Annotated in this window: 10 protein-coding genes and 1 tRNA gene; 4 read left to right on the top strand and 7 right to left on the bottom strand. The window is 35.4% G+C overall.

Annotated elements, in window-relative coordinates:
* Nucleotides 1–63 precede the first annotated feature (63 nt).
* Nucleotides 64–3,378: a DNA polymerase III subunit alpha gene (gene dnaE, locus IGJ76_RS03980; protein WP_270660618.1), complete on the bottom strand. Its 3,315-nt coding sequence runs from the start codon at nucleotides 3,376–3,378 to the stop codon at nucleotides 64–66.
* 118 nt (nucleotides 3,379–3,496) lie between these two features.
* Between dnaE and IGJ76_RS03975 the strand changes: the two genes are divergently transcribed.
* Nucleotides 3,497–3,685, top strand: a complete 189-nt coding sequence (locus IGJ76_RS03975; protein WP_067484125.1) for a YjzD family protein — start codon at nucleotides 3,497–3,499, stop codon at nucleotides 3,683–3,685.
* A gap of 64 nt (nucleotides 3,686–3,749) precedes the next feature.
* Here the strand turns inward: IGJ76_RS03975 and IGJ76_RS03970 are convergent, their stop codons facing one another.
* On the bottom strand, nucleotides 3,750–4,946 hold the full coding sequence (locus tag IGJ76_RS03970) for a multidrug efflux MFS transporter (RefSeq protein WP_067484123.1): 1,197 nt from the start codon (nucleotides 4,944–4,946) through the stop codon (nucleotides 3,750–3,752).
* A 213-nt stretch (nucleotides 4,947–5,159) separates the two neighbouring features.
* The gene (locus IGJ76_RS03965) at nucleotides 5,160–6,596 is read right to left on the bottom strand and encodes an NCS2 family permease (RefSeq protein ID WP_067484121.1); all 1,437 of its coding nucleotides are present in this window, start codon (nucleotides 6,594–6,596) and stop codon (nucleotides 5,160–5,162) included.
* Nucleotides 6,597–6,872: 276 nt separating this feature from the next.
* Between IGJ76_RS03965 and IGJ76_RS03960 the strand changes: the two genes are divergently transcribed.
* Nucleotides 6,873–7,682 carry a Cof-type HAD-IIB family hydrolase gene (locus IGJ76_RS03960; RefSeq protein ID WP_067484119.1) on the top strand — a complete coding sequence of 270 codons (810 nt, stop codon included), beginning with the start codon at nucleotides 6,873–6,875 and terminating at the stop codon, nucleotides 7,680–7,682.
* A gap of 191 nt (nucleotides 7,683–7,873) precedes the next feature.
* On the opposite strand, the gene asnB is transcribed toward IGJ76_RS03960, so the two are convergent.
* The 3 genes from asnB to IGJ76_RS03945 form a co-directional block, all read right to left on the bottom strand.
* A complete protein-coding gene (gene asnB, locus IGJ76_RS03955) occupies nucleotides 7,874–9,769 on the bottom strand; it encodes an asparagine synthase (glutamine-hydrolyzing) (protein ID WP_270660621.1) in 1,896 nt (631 codons plus the stop codon).
* 417 nt (nucleotides 9,770–10,186) lie between these two features.
* Nucleotides 10,187–10,274 (bottom strand) — tRNA-Ser (locus tag IGJ76_RS03950).
* A 128-nt stretch (nucleotides 10,275–10,402) separates the two neighbouring features.
* Nucleotides 10,403–10,969, bottom strand: coding sequence for a TetR/AcrR family transcriptional regulator (locus IGJ76_RS03945; RefSeq protein WP_067484071.1), 567 nt, complete (start codon nucleotides 10,967–10,969; stop codon nucleotides 10,403–10,405).
* Between the two features lie 481 nt (nucleotides 10,970–11,450).
* On the opposite strand from IGJ76_RS03945, the gene IGJ76_RS03940 reads away from it, so the two are divergent.
* Nucleotides 11,451–12,047, top strand: coding sequence for a TVP38/TMEM64 family protein (locus tag IGJ76_RS03940; protein ID WP_071869302.1), 597 nt, complete (start codon nucleotides 11,451–11,453; stop codon nucleotides 12,045–12,047).
* Between the two features lie 103 nt (nucleotides 12,048–12,150).
* Nucleotides 12,151–13,950: a glycerophosphodiester phosphodiesterase gene (locus IGJ76_RS03935; RefSeq protein WP_270344837.1), complete on the top strand. Its 1,800-nt coding sequence runs from the start codon at nucleotides 12,151–12,153 to the stop codon at nucleotides 13,948–13,950.
* Between the two features lie 247 nt (nucleotides 13,951–14,197).
* Here the strand turns inward: IGJ76_RS03935 and IGJ76_RS03930 are convergent, their stop codons facing one another.
* Entirely contained in the window at nucleotides 14,198–14,410 is a 213-nt protein-coding gene (locus tag IGJ76_RS03930) for a hypothetical protein (RefSeq protein ID WP_067484065.1), read from the bottom strand.
* Nucleotides 14,411–14,740: the final 330 nt, after the last annotated feature.

The raw sequence follows: 14,740 nt of genomic DNA, 5'->3' as shown, positions 1-14,740 counted from the left end.
TGTCTTGATTAATAGCTAAAAAAATGAAAAAAAATGAAAGCACGTAGTATTTTTTACCGTAACTTATTTGAAAACAACATTTTCCTCTTGAAGTAAATAAGAAAGCTGTCCTCGCAGACTCTTACTCCCATCTACCCAGTTTTCCTCTGATAACACGATTTTCCGTTGTGTTTTTTCATAGTATAAAACAACTGGAATGTATCCGGGATGTTTCTGAAAAATTGTTTTCAATTGACGCATTGTTTCATGGTCTTCTTGTCCTTCCGTGATTCTTAAATAACAAGTTTGATCTGGAAAGTTTTTCTCAAATTCTTTCGCATCTGCAAATGTTTCGCCAATCAATTGTAATTCTTGGTTATAGCGACTTATTTCACTACGACCTTGTACAAACAGTACGTGATTCACTTCAAAAAGATTTCTGAATTGGCGATATAGCTTAGGAAAAACAGTAACTGTTACTTCACCTGAGCTATCCGTTCCTTCCACGAAAGCCATTCTTTCTCCTTTTTTTGTCCGAATTTCACGAATATTTTTGATGTACAATAACAAACTTACTGTCTGCTGAGGCACAATTTCGGTAACCAATTGAACACGTTTAGCTAAACGCAATCGCTCATAGCCTTCTGTTGGATGACCAGATAAATAAACACCAAGATATTCTTCTTCTAGTGTCAAACGTTCATCTAATGAATAATCTGCAATTTCTTCTTCCTTCAACGCCATGATTTCCATCAAGTCCAAACTGCCGCTACTGTATTGAACGTTTTGGATCTTTCCTTCTAAATCGAGCATGAGCTGCTTACGATTTTTTTCTAACTCATCGAATACACCTACAGCAACTAAAGGTTTCAGGATATCTTCTTTGAGCCATCGCTTATCTATACGAATCAAAAACTCATCGACAGATTTGAACGAACCATTTGTTTTTCTTTCATTGATAATCTCTTCTACAAAATCTCGCCGTACCCCTTTGATTGCTGTCAAACCAAAACGAATCAATTGCAAATTGACTAATTCAAACCCATAAGCACTTTGATTGATGGAAGGCGGACTCAGCGTTAACTTGTTCTTTCTAGCTTCAGCAAGGTATTCTTTAAGCTTAGCGGTATTGTGTCGCACAGCATTCATCAAACTAGTAAAGAATGCTCCTGGATAATGTGCTTTGAGATAAGCCATTTGAAACCCAACAAATGAATAAGCGAATGCATGTGAACGATTAAATCCATAATTAGCAAAACGCTCGATATAATCGTACACTTCAATTGCCTTTTCCTTAGAATAACCTTGCGCTAGTGAACCAGTTACAAAGTGTTCTCTTTCTCTATCAATAACTTCCTTTTTCTTCTTACTAATTGCACGTCGTAAAATATCTGCCTGACCTAAAGAAAATCCAGCCATCGTTGAAGCAATCTGCATGATTTGTTCCTGATACACAATAACTCCATAGGTATTTTCCAAAATTGGTTTTAATGCGTCATCCGGGTATTGAATAACCTCTTTCCCTTTTTTTCGTGCAATAAAGGTATCAATATTTTGCATAGGTCCAGGACGATACAAAGCGTTGACAGCAGCGATATCTTCAATATTTTCTGGTCCCAAACGTCGTAAAACATTTCGAATTCCTGCCGATTCAAATTGAAAGACGCCGGTTGTCTCCCCTTTTTGAAACAATCGGAAAGTTTTCGCATCATCCAGTGGTATTTGCTTAAGTTGAAGGTCGATTTTTTCTACACGTTTGATTGATTTAAGCGCATAATCAATAATTGATAAGTTCCGTAAACCTAAGAAATCCATTTTCAGCAATCCGATTTCTTCTACGGCATTCATGGTATATTGCGTTAAAAAAGCTTCGTCTGATCCCTGTTGTAAAGGAACTAGCTCTAATAGATTGCGGTCGCTCAATACCACCCCTGCCGCATGCGTCGATATGTGACGTGGCAGCCCTTCTAAAATGGTCGCTGTTTGAAACAGTAATTGATTTTTTTTATTTGCCTGCACCAATTCAACTAGTTTATTCGAAGTTTGGTAAGCTTGTGACAAGGTGATTTTTAATTGATTAGGGATCGCCTTTGACCAGCGATTTGCCTCACTTTGTGAAACACCAAATACTCGCGCAACGTCTCTTAATACCATTTTGGCAGCCATTGTTCCAAAAGTTGCAATCTGTGCCATATGATACTGCCCGTATTTTTCTCGGACATAATTCAAGACTTCTTCACGTTTATTATCAGGAATATCCAAGTCAATATCAGGCATTGTGTAACGTTCTGGATTTAAAAAACGTTCAAAGAGCAAATTATATTTCAAAGGATCCACATCTGTGATTGCCAAAACATAAGCAACTAATGAACCCGCAGCTGATCCACGACCCGCGCCAGTAACGATTTTTTGTTTGTGTGCAAAAGCCATCACATCCCACACGATTAAAAAGTAATCGTCAAATCCCATTTGATGAATAATTTTTAATTCATAGTCTAAACGTTGTTGATATTCTGGTGTCAAAGATTCTACTCTTTTTGATAACTGATTTTGACACAATTGTTTGAGGTATACCGCTGCCGATTCATCATTTGGTACTGGATAATGCGGTAGCAGTTTTTGATGAAATTGAAACTCAAAATTCACAGATTCAGCTAATTTTTGAGTTGTCTCAAGAACTTTGTACGTATATAGTTCATTAAATTTTTGAATCATCTTACTCTCTGATTCAAGAAAGTTTTTATTTTCTAGTTGACTACTATCTGCTAATTCTTCTGACGAAATTTGTGTACCTTCTTTTATATGTTTCATTGTTTCCAATGCAAACAAATCTTCCTGATGCAAGCTTGCAATCGGATGTAATGCACACAGTTGTTCCTCTTCAGTTGACAGAAACTCGTACCATTCTTTAGAATCCGAAACGGTTTGGCCAGTTACACCCACATAAAAATCGTGGAAATGGACTTTTTCTTTTAGCATTTGCCAATGACTAGCAAACGTTTCTGCCGTGCCATAATCATTTGCAATCGAATGACTATCTGGCACAATCAAAATCAAGTGGTCCGTCTTCGTCCATGTGTTCAGTTCAATAGTACCTTCAATCATTTTTTTACTCGAAACATTCATCAATTGTTGGTAACCAATCTTGTCTTTTGCATAAACTAACAGTCCGTAGTCTTTGTCTTCAAAAGTGTACTCAAGATGTATGCCAATAATTGGTTTGATTCCTTCTTTGACGCACTCTTGGTAAAATTCTGCGGCGCCGTACAAAACATCCTCATCAGTGATAGCTAAATAAGTGTATCCAAGTTTTTTAGCTTCACGGACATACTCTCGGATGCGAATTGTACTTTGTAACAAAGAATATGAAGTTCTCGTATACAGTTGTGGAAAAAACATCTTGCATTCCGCCTTTTTTTTCGTTAAAATTCACTATCGTTAGTACAATTAAGCGTTGTACCTTGCTTTACATTCAAAAAAATTCTGTTAAAATTGGGATAGAAAAGAGGTGTTCTTCATGCGATATATTGTAACGTTATTTTGGTCCCTAGTTTTAGGACAAGTTGTTGGTTACATTGGTAGTGCCTTGACAAAAGGAACTTACGATTTTGCTTTGACAGCAATTATGTCACTAATTGCCGGTATCATTATCATCTTAATCGGTGCAGTTGCTCCAACAAAAAAAGAAGCCTCATCGCACTCATAGTAAATCAAAACAGATTGGGAAAGCAAGTTTTCCCAATCTGTTTTTTTGTCTACGATTCGTTTTTTTAAAATTTACTACGTAAAACCTTTCTAAAATTAAAAAGCGAGAGTCCGATATTCGATAAGACAAAACAACTGGTTACCACAAACACCGCACTGTAACCAAATGAATGGGCAACAGTTGAACCGAGCATTGGTCCTAAAACCTGCCCAAAATTACTAAACATTTGATTGTAACTATACACTCGACTCACACCTTCTTGAGGCGTGATTTTGCTAATCAACGTATTAATCGAAGGCATCAATGCTCCAGTTGAAAAGCCCAAAATAAAACGTAAAATCCCTAACTGCAACGGTGTTTGAACGAATGCCATAGGAAGGTAACAACAAAACGATAAGACCAATCCAGCAAGCAACACTTTATGGTTACCGATTTTATCCCCTAGCTTCCCTAATTTGGGAGAAGACAGTACCGCTGAAACCCCAGCAACTGAAACGATCAACCCACTAATAAAGAGAACATTATTGATATCTCCGCTCAATTGGCGAATATACAACGTTAAGATTGGACTGATACTAGTCACACCAATTTGTAAAATCAATGTTGTGATAAATAGTCCCACTAAAATAGAGAAATGATCCATTTTTGAAAAAATTTCTTTTGTGCTGACTAAATCTTTCTTCTCAACTGGATGGAAATCCTCTTTTACTAGAAAAATTGTTAAGATTGTCGTTACTAAAAGTACTGCACCCGTAATAATAAAGACGTTCTCCATGCCAAACCATTGCGCTAACGCACCACCCATGGACGGACCAATCAAATTCCCTGCAATTGCTCCAGTCGAAAGTGTCCCTAATGCCCAACCACTTTTTTCCTTCGGCGCTTGTGATGCAATCATTGCTGTAGCATTTGGAATATACCCAGATAAAATTCCATTAAAGAAGCGCATAATTAACAGCCAATACACATTAGGAACAAAAGCCAGTGAGCCCATGGTGATTGTCATTCCCGCTGCCGCTCGAACCATCATAATTTTCCGCCCTTTTCGATCTGCTAAATTTCCCCAAACCGGTGCAACAATTGCTGCTGCAAAAGCAGTAACTGAAATCGCTAATCCAGAAAATAATTCAACCTGATCTTGAGGCGTCCCTAGTTGTTCGACGTAAACAGGAATAAACGGCATGACTAAACTAATACTTGCACCAGTGAAAAAACAACCAATCCATGCAATAATTAAATTCTTTCTCCATTTAATCCCCATTCATCATCCCTCTTTCATCTTTCTTCATCATACCTATTTTTAAAGCAACAAGCAACGAATGTGAAAGCAAAAACAAAAAAAGACAAAAAATTCTGACTTTTCTATTACTCAACTAAATAAAAAGACAAAAAGTATCGTCAACAGACGTACTCTTTGCCTTAAAAATTTTAACAGAGATATTTTTGATTGATTTGTTTCATTTACTTAACTAGTTTAGATTGTCGCTAAAATAATAAAGTTTAAGATAAATAAAATATCAACTACCCACAAAGCAAGCGATACTTCTTTTGCTTGTCCTTTAACTACCTTCACAATTGTATACATGATAAAACCAGCAGCAATCCCATAAGAAATGCTATAGCAAAGCCCCATAAAAATTGAAGCAAAGAAAGCAGGTAAAGCTTCATCAAGATTCGCCCATTTGATATCTGCAAATGAAGCCATCATCATTACACCGACTAAAATCAAAGCAGACGCCGTTGCTTGTGCAGGAACGATAGCAATCAATGGAGAGAATAAACTGCTTAGTGCAAATAAGATTGCAACGACTACCGACGTTAAACCAGTTCGACCACCCGCACCAATTCCGGCAGCAGATTCGACATACGTTGTTGTATTTGACGTACCAAAAATTGCACCAACTGAAGTTGCAATTGCATCAGCAAACAAAGCTTTATCCATTTTTGTTTTGAATCCTTTTCCATCTTCCAATGCATCCTCATCTTCTTTTGAGAAAATGCCTGTACGACGTCCCGTTCCGATAAATGTACCAATCGTGTCAAATGTATCTGATAAACTAAACGCAATGATTGTCATTAAAACTTGTGGAAGTCTTGAACTATCACTGAATAAAGATTGCATTCCCTCTGCTCCAAAAGCAGCACCAAAAGTTGTTCCTAATTCTTTAACTGAGTTTCCTAATGAATTAGCTTGCCAATCAATCGCTTGAAGATCGACCACACCCATCAATACACCTAAGATAGTTGTCACTACAATACCAATCAGCATTGCACCACGCACATTTTTAACTACTAAAATTGCTGTAATAACTAAACCAATAACTGCTAATAAAATGGGTGCATTATTGAAATTTGCTAAGGCTGGAACAATTCCACCATTAATTGTTACGTTTGTTGCCTTACCACCTTCAACTACAGAACTCGTGATTGCTGATTGATCCGCACTGAAAGAAAGGAACCCTGCATTTTTGATTCCCACATACGCAACGAAGATTCCAATACCGCCCCCAATGGCGTGTTGTAAACTTTCTGGAATTGCGTGAATAATCATTTTTCGAATTTTTGTTACTGTAATAAAAATATTAATCAACCCACAAATAAAGACCATTGCTAAAGCTTCTTGCCAAGAATAACCAAGACCAAACACGACAGTAAAAGTAAAGAAGGCATTCAAACCCATCCCTGGTGCTTGTGCGTAAGGAACATTCGCAAACAAGCCCATTACTAACGTCCCGATAACCGAAGCAATAATTGTTGCCAAGAAAACTGCTTGAAATGGCATTCCTGAAGCTGATAAAATCGTTGGGTTAACAAAAAGAATGTAGCTCATTGCAAAGAATGTTGTAACCCCCGCCATTATTTCTGTTGATACATTTGTTTTGTTTTCCTTCAATCCGAAAAACTTATCCATAAAAAATTCCACTCCCTGATTTTTTCTGATGAGGAAAGATATTAAATAAGACCAACAACTAATTTCCTCGAACAATTATTGATTATATCGTCGCTTCATTCGTTTTTCAACTAAAAAATGATATTTAAACATTAAAAAGCAAAAAACGTTCGTGTTTTTCTTCATTATTTCTAAAAAAGGGCGTTTTTCATTCTTCAGTTATTGATTTTCGCACTTGTTTATTGCGTCAAATATGCTAGACTAAAACAAATATCAGCTGAGAAAGGACTATCGCCATTGAATAAAAAGCTTATTGCCATTGATTTAGATGGGACTACTCTGAATCAAGACTCTTTAATTACAACTAAAACCGAACAAACCTTAAAAAAAGCCATTGCAGCAGGTCACTATGTTAGTATCGCTACTGGACGACCTTTTCGAATGAGTTATCAATTTTATCAACAGTTAGAATTAACTACCCCAATGGTTAACTTTAATGGGGCTCTTGTACACATTCCTAATCAACTTTGGAGTGGCGAAAAAGAATCACAAATCAATCGCGAGATCGCCTTTGAAATTGTTTCACAAAAAAAAGCATTGAATCTTGACTTCGTTGCCGCTGAAAACCGCGAAACTTTTTTTATTGATAGCTTAGATTTTTTCGATGAAAAAATCTTTGCTTCATCAAACCCGAGTGAAAAAAATCTGCTTTCTCCTCAAAACCTGACAACTAATCCAACTTCTTTGCTCGTTCGTACAGAAAAACAATTTGCAGAACAAGTTTCAAATGAATTGACCCGTCAATTTGGTAGTTATGTAGATGTCCGCACTTGGGGTGGACCAACAGCTATTTTAGAAATCGTTTCTAAAGGGATTGAAAAAGCAAAGGGTGTTCACCAAGTAGCCAATTATCTTGAAATCAAACAAGAAGACGTCATCGCATTTGGTGATGAGCACAATGATCTTGAATTATTGGAATATGCTGGTTGGGGCGTTGCAATGGCAAATGGCACCGATCAACTAAAAGGGATCGCTAATGACATTACGGAAAAAACGAACCAAGAGGATGGTCTAGCCGATCATCTAGAAAAATTACTTCAACTATAATTTGTATTTATTCTATAAGTAAGAAACAAAAAAAGCCTAAGACATTGATTGTCTTAGGCTTTTTTTTGCAGTGAAAAACTAGCTCATTTAGAATAATTTCAAGCGTTTCATCCACGGAAACATACATTTTATCAATGAATTTTTCAGCTTTTTTCTTCTATAGAAATTAATCCTTTTTTCTTCTATCCTTCTTAGACAGTTACATAATCAATTGGTTCTGCTTGAGGGATTGTTTCATCAATAAAGTAAACTTTGTACCAAGTTAAGAAACTAAAAATCGTCCAGATCTTACGTTGCTCTTCTTTGACTCCTTCATGATGATTGTTTAACAATTCCATGATTTTATCTTGGTCAAAGAATTCTTTTGCAAAATCTGCTTCAAATAAAGCTTTCACTTCTTGATAACCATGTTCTTCTTTTAGCCAAGCTTTAATTGGCACAGGGAAACCTAATTTCACACGGTTTGACCATTCTTCTGGCAACTGTTTGTTTGCTGCTTGTCTGAAAATATCTTTCGTGTTGTTTTGGTTTAATAAATATTTGCTTGGAATTTGTTGTGCTAATTTCATCACTTCAATATCCAATAATGGCACACGAACTTCCAATGAACTTGCCATTGATAATTTGTCAGCTTTCAACAAAATATCTTTTGGCATCCATTGATGAAGGTCAACATATTGCATTTTATTGACTTCATCTTTGATTCCATCCGTTTTTTCGTAATGGACAGCCATAATTTCACTCACAGATGGTGCATCTTGATAAGTTGCTGTCAATAAATCAGCCGCTTCCTTTTCTTCAAAGACACGCGCATGACCAATGAAATACTCTTTAGCCGGCGCAAGTGATTCATATAAATGAATACGTCCGTGGAAGTTTTTCATTTTACCAATTTTGCGACCTAAACTATAACGCGTTCCTTTTGGCAATTTCTTCAACCCTTGCGCAATCACACGAATAAATTTTGAATTCGTATGGAAGCCATATGTTTGATAGCCAGCAAATAATTCATCTGCCCCTTCACCGGATTGAACCACACGGACACTTTGTGAAGCAAGGTTAGCTAGAAAATACAAAGGAACACAAGAAGGATTTGAATCTGGTTCATCCAAATGATATTGGATCAACGGAAATGCTTTGAATGACATATCTCCGTCGATAACCGCCGCAGTATTGTCTAAATCTAAAATCTCTGTTAATTTACGTGCTTCAATTGCTTCATTGTATGTTTTATCATCAAAACCAATTGAAAATGAATGATCTGGTTTTAAAACCGAAGTCACATAACTTGAGTCAACACCACTTGAAAGGAATGAACCAACTTCAACATCACTGATTGTATGTGCCTCAATCGAAGCTTTAACTGTTTCATCAATTTTGTCAATCCATTCTTGGCGAGAATGTGTACCTTTTGTTTCAAAATCAGCATCCCAGTATTCTTGAATGTTTAACTCATCGTTTTTATAAGTAAAATAATGGCCTTCAGGTAAACGGTACACATCTTTAAAGAATGTTTCGCCATTCAAAGGTGAGTATTGAAAAGTCATATAAGGTTTCAATGCTTCTTTATTTAACTCTTTTTGGAAATCAGGATGTGGTAAGAAACTTTTGATCTCTGAACCGAACATAAACGTACCATTCATTTGTGCATAGTAATAAGGTTTGATTCCAAAATGATCACGGGCACCAAAAAGTTCATTTTTTTCATTGTCCCAAATAGCAAAAGCAAACATTCCACGAATTTTTTGTAATAATTCTGTTCCCCATTCTTCATAACCATGAAGAAGAACTTCCGTGTCAGCGTGTGTGCGAAAAACATGTCCTGCCGCAAGTAATTCTTCTCGCAGTGGACGATAGTTATAAATCTCACCATTAAAGATAATGATTTTTGTTCCATCCTCATTATAAATAGGCTGTGTTCCGCCTTCTAAATCAATAATACTCAATCTTCTAAAACCTAAAGCAACGTGTTTATCGACATACTCACCAGAACTATTAGGTCCACGGTGTACAATGCGATCCATCATCGCGTTTACAACTGCACTCTTGTTATCTTTGTCATTAACAAAACCGACAATCCCGCACATTTAACTTTCACATCCTAATATAAATTACTTTTTCATTTTTTTATTTCATACTTTTCATCTTAACACACTCGAAAAGCGCTGACGAAAGGTTCTTCCCTAACAGTTTCGTCACATGAAAATAAGTTATGAAAACTTTTGAACATTTAATAAAAAGTTTTTCAATAACTAATTTAACATGTTTTCTTTTATGATGCTATCTTAATCCCTCATGCTTAAAAGAAATTTTGACTCTCTCATTTGCGCTATTCTATTTTTTAATTCCATAACTGCTAGAAAAGCGTTTTTTTTAACTTTTTTCACATTTTCATTCTATTAAACCTGCATTTATTCACAACTATTTTTGTTTAGTCGTTATGTGACAGCACAAAACAAGATTGAGATATGAATACTCAATCTTGTTTTGTTTTAGTTTAAATAAGGAAGGTACAGGATTTGAACCTGCGCGCCGGTATTAGCCGGTTCGGCGGATTTCGAGTCCGCTGCATTACCACTCTGCCAACCTTCCGCGATTTCTATTTTTAATCTTTTCGCCCAAAATGTCAAGCAACATTTTCACAACTGATTCTTTACATTTAAAGTCACAAGAAAAAGGTTGCACGTAATCAAACGACTACGCCAACCTTTTTTATTTTTTTAGCGGATAATTTCTGGATTTTCTAAAGACAACACAGAGTCAATTGTTCTAGAAATCAAAGAAATGATTTGCTCTTCAGTTGGCTGCATAATGTTTGAAGACATCAATGAAGCTAACCCAGTTACGACTACCCAAGTACCCGTATGTAACGCATCTAAATACTCGTCAGATAAATGACTGTATTTTTCGTCTTTCTTTGCAGCTTCATAGAAATAATTATATGAAAAATCATGCATTTTTTTACCGTCGCCATGCTCATCGATATACAATGCCATGTACAGACTATGATGTTTTTTCGCAAAGTTGATATAATTCAAACCTAAATCAATAATTTTGTCACCAGTATGCTCGACAGGGAAAACTTCTTCTTTGAGTTGATCAAAAATAGAATCCAAAAGAGTATTCTTTAAGTCTTCCATGTTTTTAAACTCTAGATAAATAGGTTGTGTCGAAATTCCCATCTTCTTTGCAATGTTACGAGCAGTAAATCCTTTGAAGCCTTCTTTAGCAACAACTTCATATGCTGCTTTTAGAATTTGATCTTTGGTATAGACTTTTCTTCTCATAAAAACTCCCCCACTTTGTACTGCATATATGTTCTTTAATTGTAACCGATAATCATCCTTCTTTGCAAACATTTTACTCATAATTGTTATATTTAAAGCAAATTAAGCTAAACTATTTAATGAAATTCTAATAAGGAAATGTGTCTTCATCAAATTATGCATTCCCTTTCATTTTTTTAGTCTTCTTTTTTTCCTTATTTTTTCACTCTTTTTTTGTCAGCTATGGCGAAAACACAACTAATCACCAAATAAGGAAACTATCGTTATTTATATTTATTTTAAAAAAGAAATAGTTACTAAATAAATTTCTTCGATAAAAATTAAATAAGTCTTTAGTAGGATGCATTTTCTTCACAAATCTTTTATACTTACTTCGAACTTACAAAACTGTTTGAATAGTGTCATCTAAAAAAGTAGCGTGTTTGCCACTTTATCGCGTATAGTAACCTTAGATCAAAAAACTTCAAGGAGATGATTCAAAATGAGCGTTGCAGCATCAAGAAAACTTATCAACTTTATTTCAATTATCGGTTTAGGCGCGTCTATCGCACTAACTGTTTACTTTATCAATCTTGGAGTCTTCAAGGACATCAATGCATTGAGAGGTCTTGTTGGACACTCAGTTATTCTTGGACCTGTTATTTTCATTTTGATTCAAATTCTACAAGTAGTGATTCCAATCATCCCCGGTGGCATCAGTACCGCAGCCGGCGTTCTGATTTTTGGTCCTTATGCTGGTTTTGTTTATAACTATGTGGGGATTTGTATCGGATCGGTTATTATCTTCTTATTAGGTAGACGCTACGGAAAACCCTTCATTTTATCTTTAATCAGCGACAAAACTTACGATAAATATATTGGTTGGTTAGATAATCAAAGTCGATTTGAGAAACTTTTTGCACTTGCAATTTTCCTACCAGTTGCGCCAGATGATGCGCTTTGTTTGATGGCTGGCTTAACAAATATTTCCGTAAAGAAATTTTCACTAATTATTTTCCTTGCTAAACCACTCTCTATTTTCTTATATAGTATGGCACTGATTTATGGTGGACAATACTTGACTGGTTTACTTGGTTAATTGGACAAAATAAATGAAGACATTCTGACACAGATTAGTGGTCTGACCTCTAACCTGTGTTTTTTTTATTTTTAAGATACAATAGAATTAGTAGGTGATAAAAATGAATTATTTAAAACATAGTTTAGGAAATGCTTGGGACTTTCTCAAAGGAACACAAAATTATTTTCGCGATGTTTTACTGATGCACGGCTTTATTTTATTTATTTGTCTGCCGTTATTGAATAGTACAACTCGTTTTATTTTACATCGTGGTGCAATTGATTATTTATCTTATGATAATATCGCCACCATTTTTTCTAAGCACCCTGGTGTACTAGGCTCGCTCTTTATCGTTTTGGTGCTGATTCTGCTTTTGGTCTATTTTGAATTCACTTTTTTATTGATTAGTGTTTACTTTATCAAAAAAAGAAAACCTGTGTCCTTAAAACAGCTACTTCGAATGACTGTCTTACAGCTAAAAAAGGTTCGTCCAGTTACGTTTCTCTTTTTCTTAGCTTATTTTCTACTGATTTTGCCGTTAAGTGGGTTAAGTTTTAACTCTGATTTATTATCAAAAATCAAAATCCCTTCATTTATTATGGATTTTATTTTTGAAAATCGGCTTGTGATTGTTAGTTTATTCATTTTAGTTTATCTTTTCTTAGCATACATCGGCATTCGGCTAATTTTTGCGTTACCAGAAATGATCTTACGCGACCGACCATTTCGCGAATCAATCCGAGAAAGTTGGCGACTTACGAAATCACGCTTCTTTGCGATTCTAGGTCAATTTATTATCATTGGTGGTAGTATCTTACTAATTTCCTCACTAGGTTATTTTCTGATTATCCTTTCACAAACGGCTGTTGAGAATTTTTTGCCTAATTATTCATTGATTAGTGCTGTCTTCGCAATGACGCTATTACAATTGATACTTCTGTTTAATATTGTTATGTCAACTGTTGGAATATTTTACATTATTGTCGACTTCATGGATGATGAAGGCTTCTTGCCAGAAATTCCTGAATGGTTCACTCCTGAGCCACCTTTACATCGATATTCCACCTTAAAGAATGCCAGTCTTGTTCTTTTTTGTGTTTTCTTTGGCGTTGGCGTTTGTTTGTATAATATGAATTATTTGACTTCTGCTGCACAGACTACCCCTTTAACTGTTTCTCATCGTGGTGTTAGCAATCAAAATGGTGTTCAAAACACGTTACCTGCGCTAGAAAAAACAAGTCAAACTTATCATCCTGATTACGTTGAGATGGATGTTCAAGAAACAAAAGATGGCCAATTCGTCGTGATGCACGATTTTAACTTGAAGAATTTAACGGGCGTCAATCAACTACCACAAAATTTAACCTTGAAAGAACTAGAAAAATTAACAGTCAAAGAAAATGGGCAAGCAGCACCACTTGTTTCTTTTGATAGTTATCTGGCAGCTGCTAAAAAATTAAATCAGAAATTATTGATTGAAATTAAAACAACGAAATATGACTCAAGCGATTTGGTTGAGCGCTTCACGGATAAATATCGGGCAGAAATTCTGGAACAACATCATATTTTACAGAGTTTGACTTATCAAACTGTCGAAGACTTAAAGAAAGTGGAGCCAAAGTTTTACGTTGGCTATATTTTACCGTTTAATATTGTGGGACCACCGATTACTTCTGCCGACTTTTTAACAATGGAATATAGCACCATCAATCGGAATTTTATTTCATCTGCCCATGCGGATGGTAAAAAAGTTTATGTCTGGACGGTCAACGACTCGGATGCAGTCAGTCGAATGATGTTCTATGGTGCAGATGGCATCATCACCGATCAGATGGGGATTTTAAACAAAGAAGTAAAATCACTTGATGACGAAATCACTTATTCAGATAAATTGCTTAACTTCGTACTAGGTGTCGGTTAAGCATCACTTCACTTATCAAAAAAAAGGCAATCGCTAATTTGTTAGCGGTCGCCCTTTTTTTATTTACTTATTCTCTTTTCGCGTCTTTAACAGCTCGAAAGATGGCTAAAATTGCGGGAATCGCTGAGACAATTGCGAGAAAAATTCCTAGTTTCCCTGAATTTCTTTTCTTTGTCATAACATCTTCTCCCTTCCTCTTTCCTTAAGTATAAAAAACTTTTGCAAATTTCTCAAAAGAAGTGATTGTTTACGACACCATCTCAACTGGTGCGTAAATATCTGTTAACTTAACTAATACGCGAAACTGTTTCTCATCAATAACAAAATGATCACATTGCTCGTAGCTTTCAACTAAAACAACAGCTGTGTTGGTATAGGTATGTTCGATATAACCAACGACTTCATTAGTTACACCAATAGGTTTGCATATGTAAGACTTTCCCACTTCGATATTTAACATCAAAATTCACTCCTTCAATTATTATTTGTTTTATTTATAATAACAGAAAAGCAAATAAATGAAAACGTTTTATTTTATTTTTTTTGTATTTTTTTCTTTAAACCAACAAGAATTCATTCAGATTTTAAGTTATGCTATTTTTCATTTAATATCACTTAAATTTTATATTTTTTCGTCACGTAAGAAAGGTGACAAAACTGTTCTTTTATTATTGTTTCACGTTCGTGCAGTTTTTTCTTTTTTTTCATACACTGAAGGAAAGGAGGGATAGACATGGTTCTCATTCAAGCAGTAATCTTTATTACCTTAACAATTGGTCTACTCATTGGA

This window comes from Enterococcus sp. DIV0175, from assembly GCF_050529075.1.
Lineage (GTDB): Bacteria > Bacillota > Bacilli > Lactobacillales > Enterococcaceae > Enterococcus_B > Enterococcus_B thailandicus.
Note: the sequence above shows the minus strand (reverse complement) of the source record. Positions and strands in the feature narration are given on the sequence as shown.

Coding starts and splice junctions, on each gene's coding strand:
- dnaE (WP_270660618.1), bottom strand. CDS start 3,378: ATGTTTTTTCCACAACTGTATACGAGAACTTCATATTCTTTGTTACAA.
- IGJ76_RS03975 (WP_067484125.1), top strand. CDS start 3,497: ATGCGATATATTGTAACGTTATTTTGGTCCCTAGTTTTAGGACAAGTT.
- IGJ76_RS03970 (WP_067484123.1), bottom strand. CDS start 4,946: ATGGGGATTAAATGGAGAAAGAATTTAATTATTGCATGGATTGGTTGT.
- IGJ76_RS03965 (WP_067484121.1), bottom strand. CDS start 6,596: ATGGATAAGTTTTTCGGATTGAAGGAAAACAAAACAAATGTATCAACA.
- asnB (WP_270660621.1), bottom strand. CDS start 9,769: ATGTGCGGGATTGTCGGTTTTGTTAATGACAAAGATAACAAGAGTGCA.
- IGJ76_RS03945 (WP_067484071.1), bottom strand. CDS start 10,969: ATGAGAAGAAAAGTCTATACCAAAGATCAAATTCTAAAAGCAGCATAT.
- IGJ76_RS03940 (WP_071869302.1), top strand. CDS start 11,451: ATGAGCGTTGCAGCATCAAGAAAACTTATCAACTTTATTTCAATTATC.
- IGJ76_RS03935 (WP_270344837.1), top strand. CDS start 12,151: ATGAATTATTTAAAACATAGTTTAGGAAATGCTTGGGACTTTCTCAAA.
- IGJ76_RS03930 (WP_067484065.1), bottom strand. CDS start 14,410: ATGTTAAATATCGAAGTGGGAAAGTCTTACATATGCAAACCTATTGGT.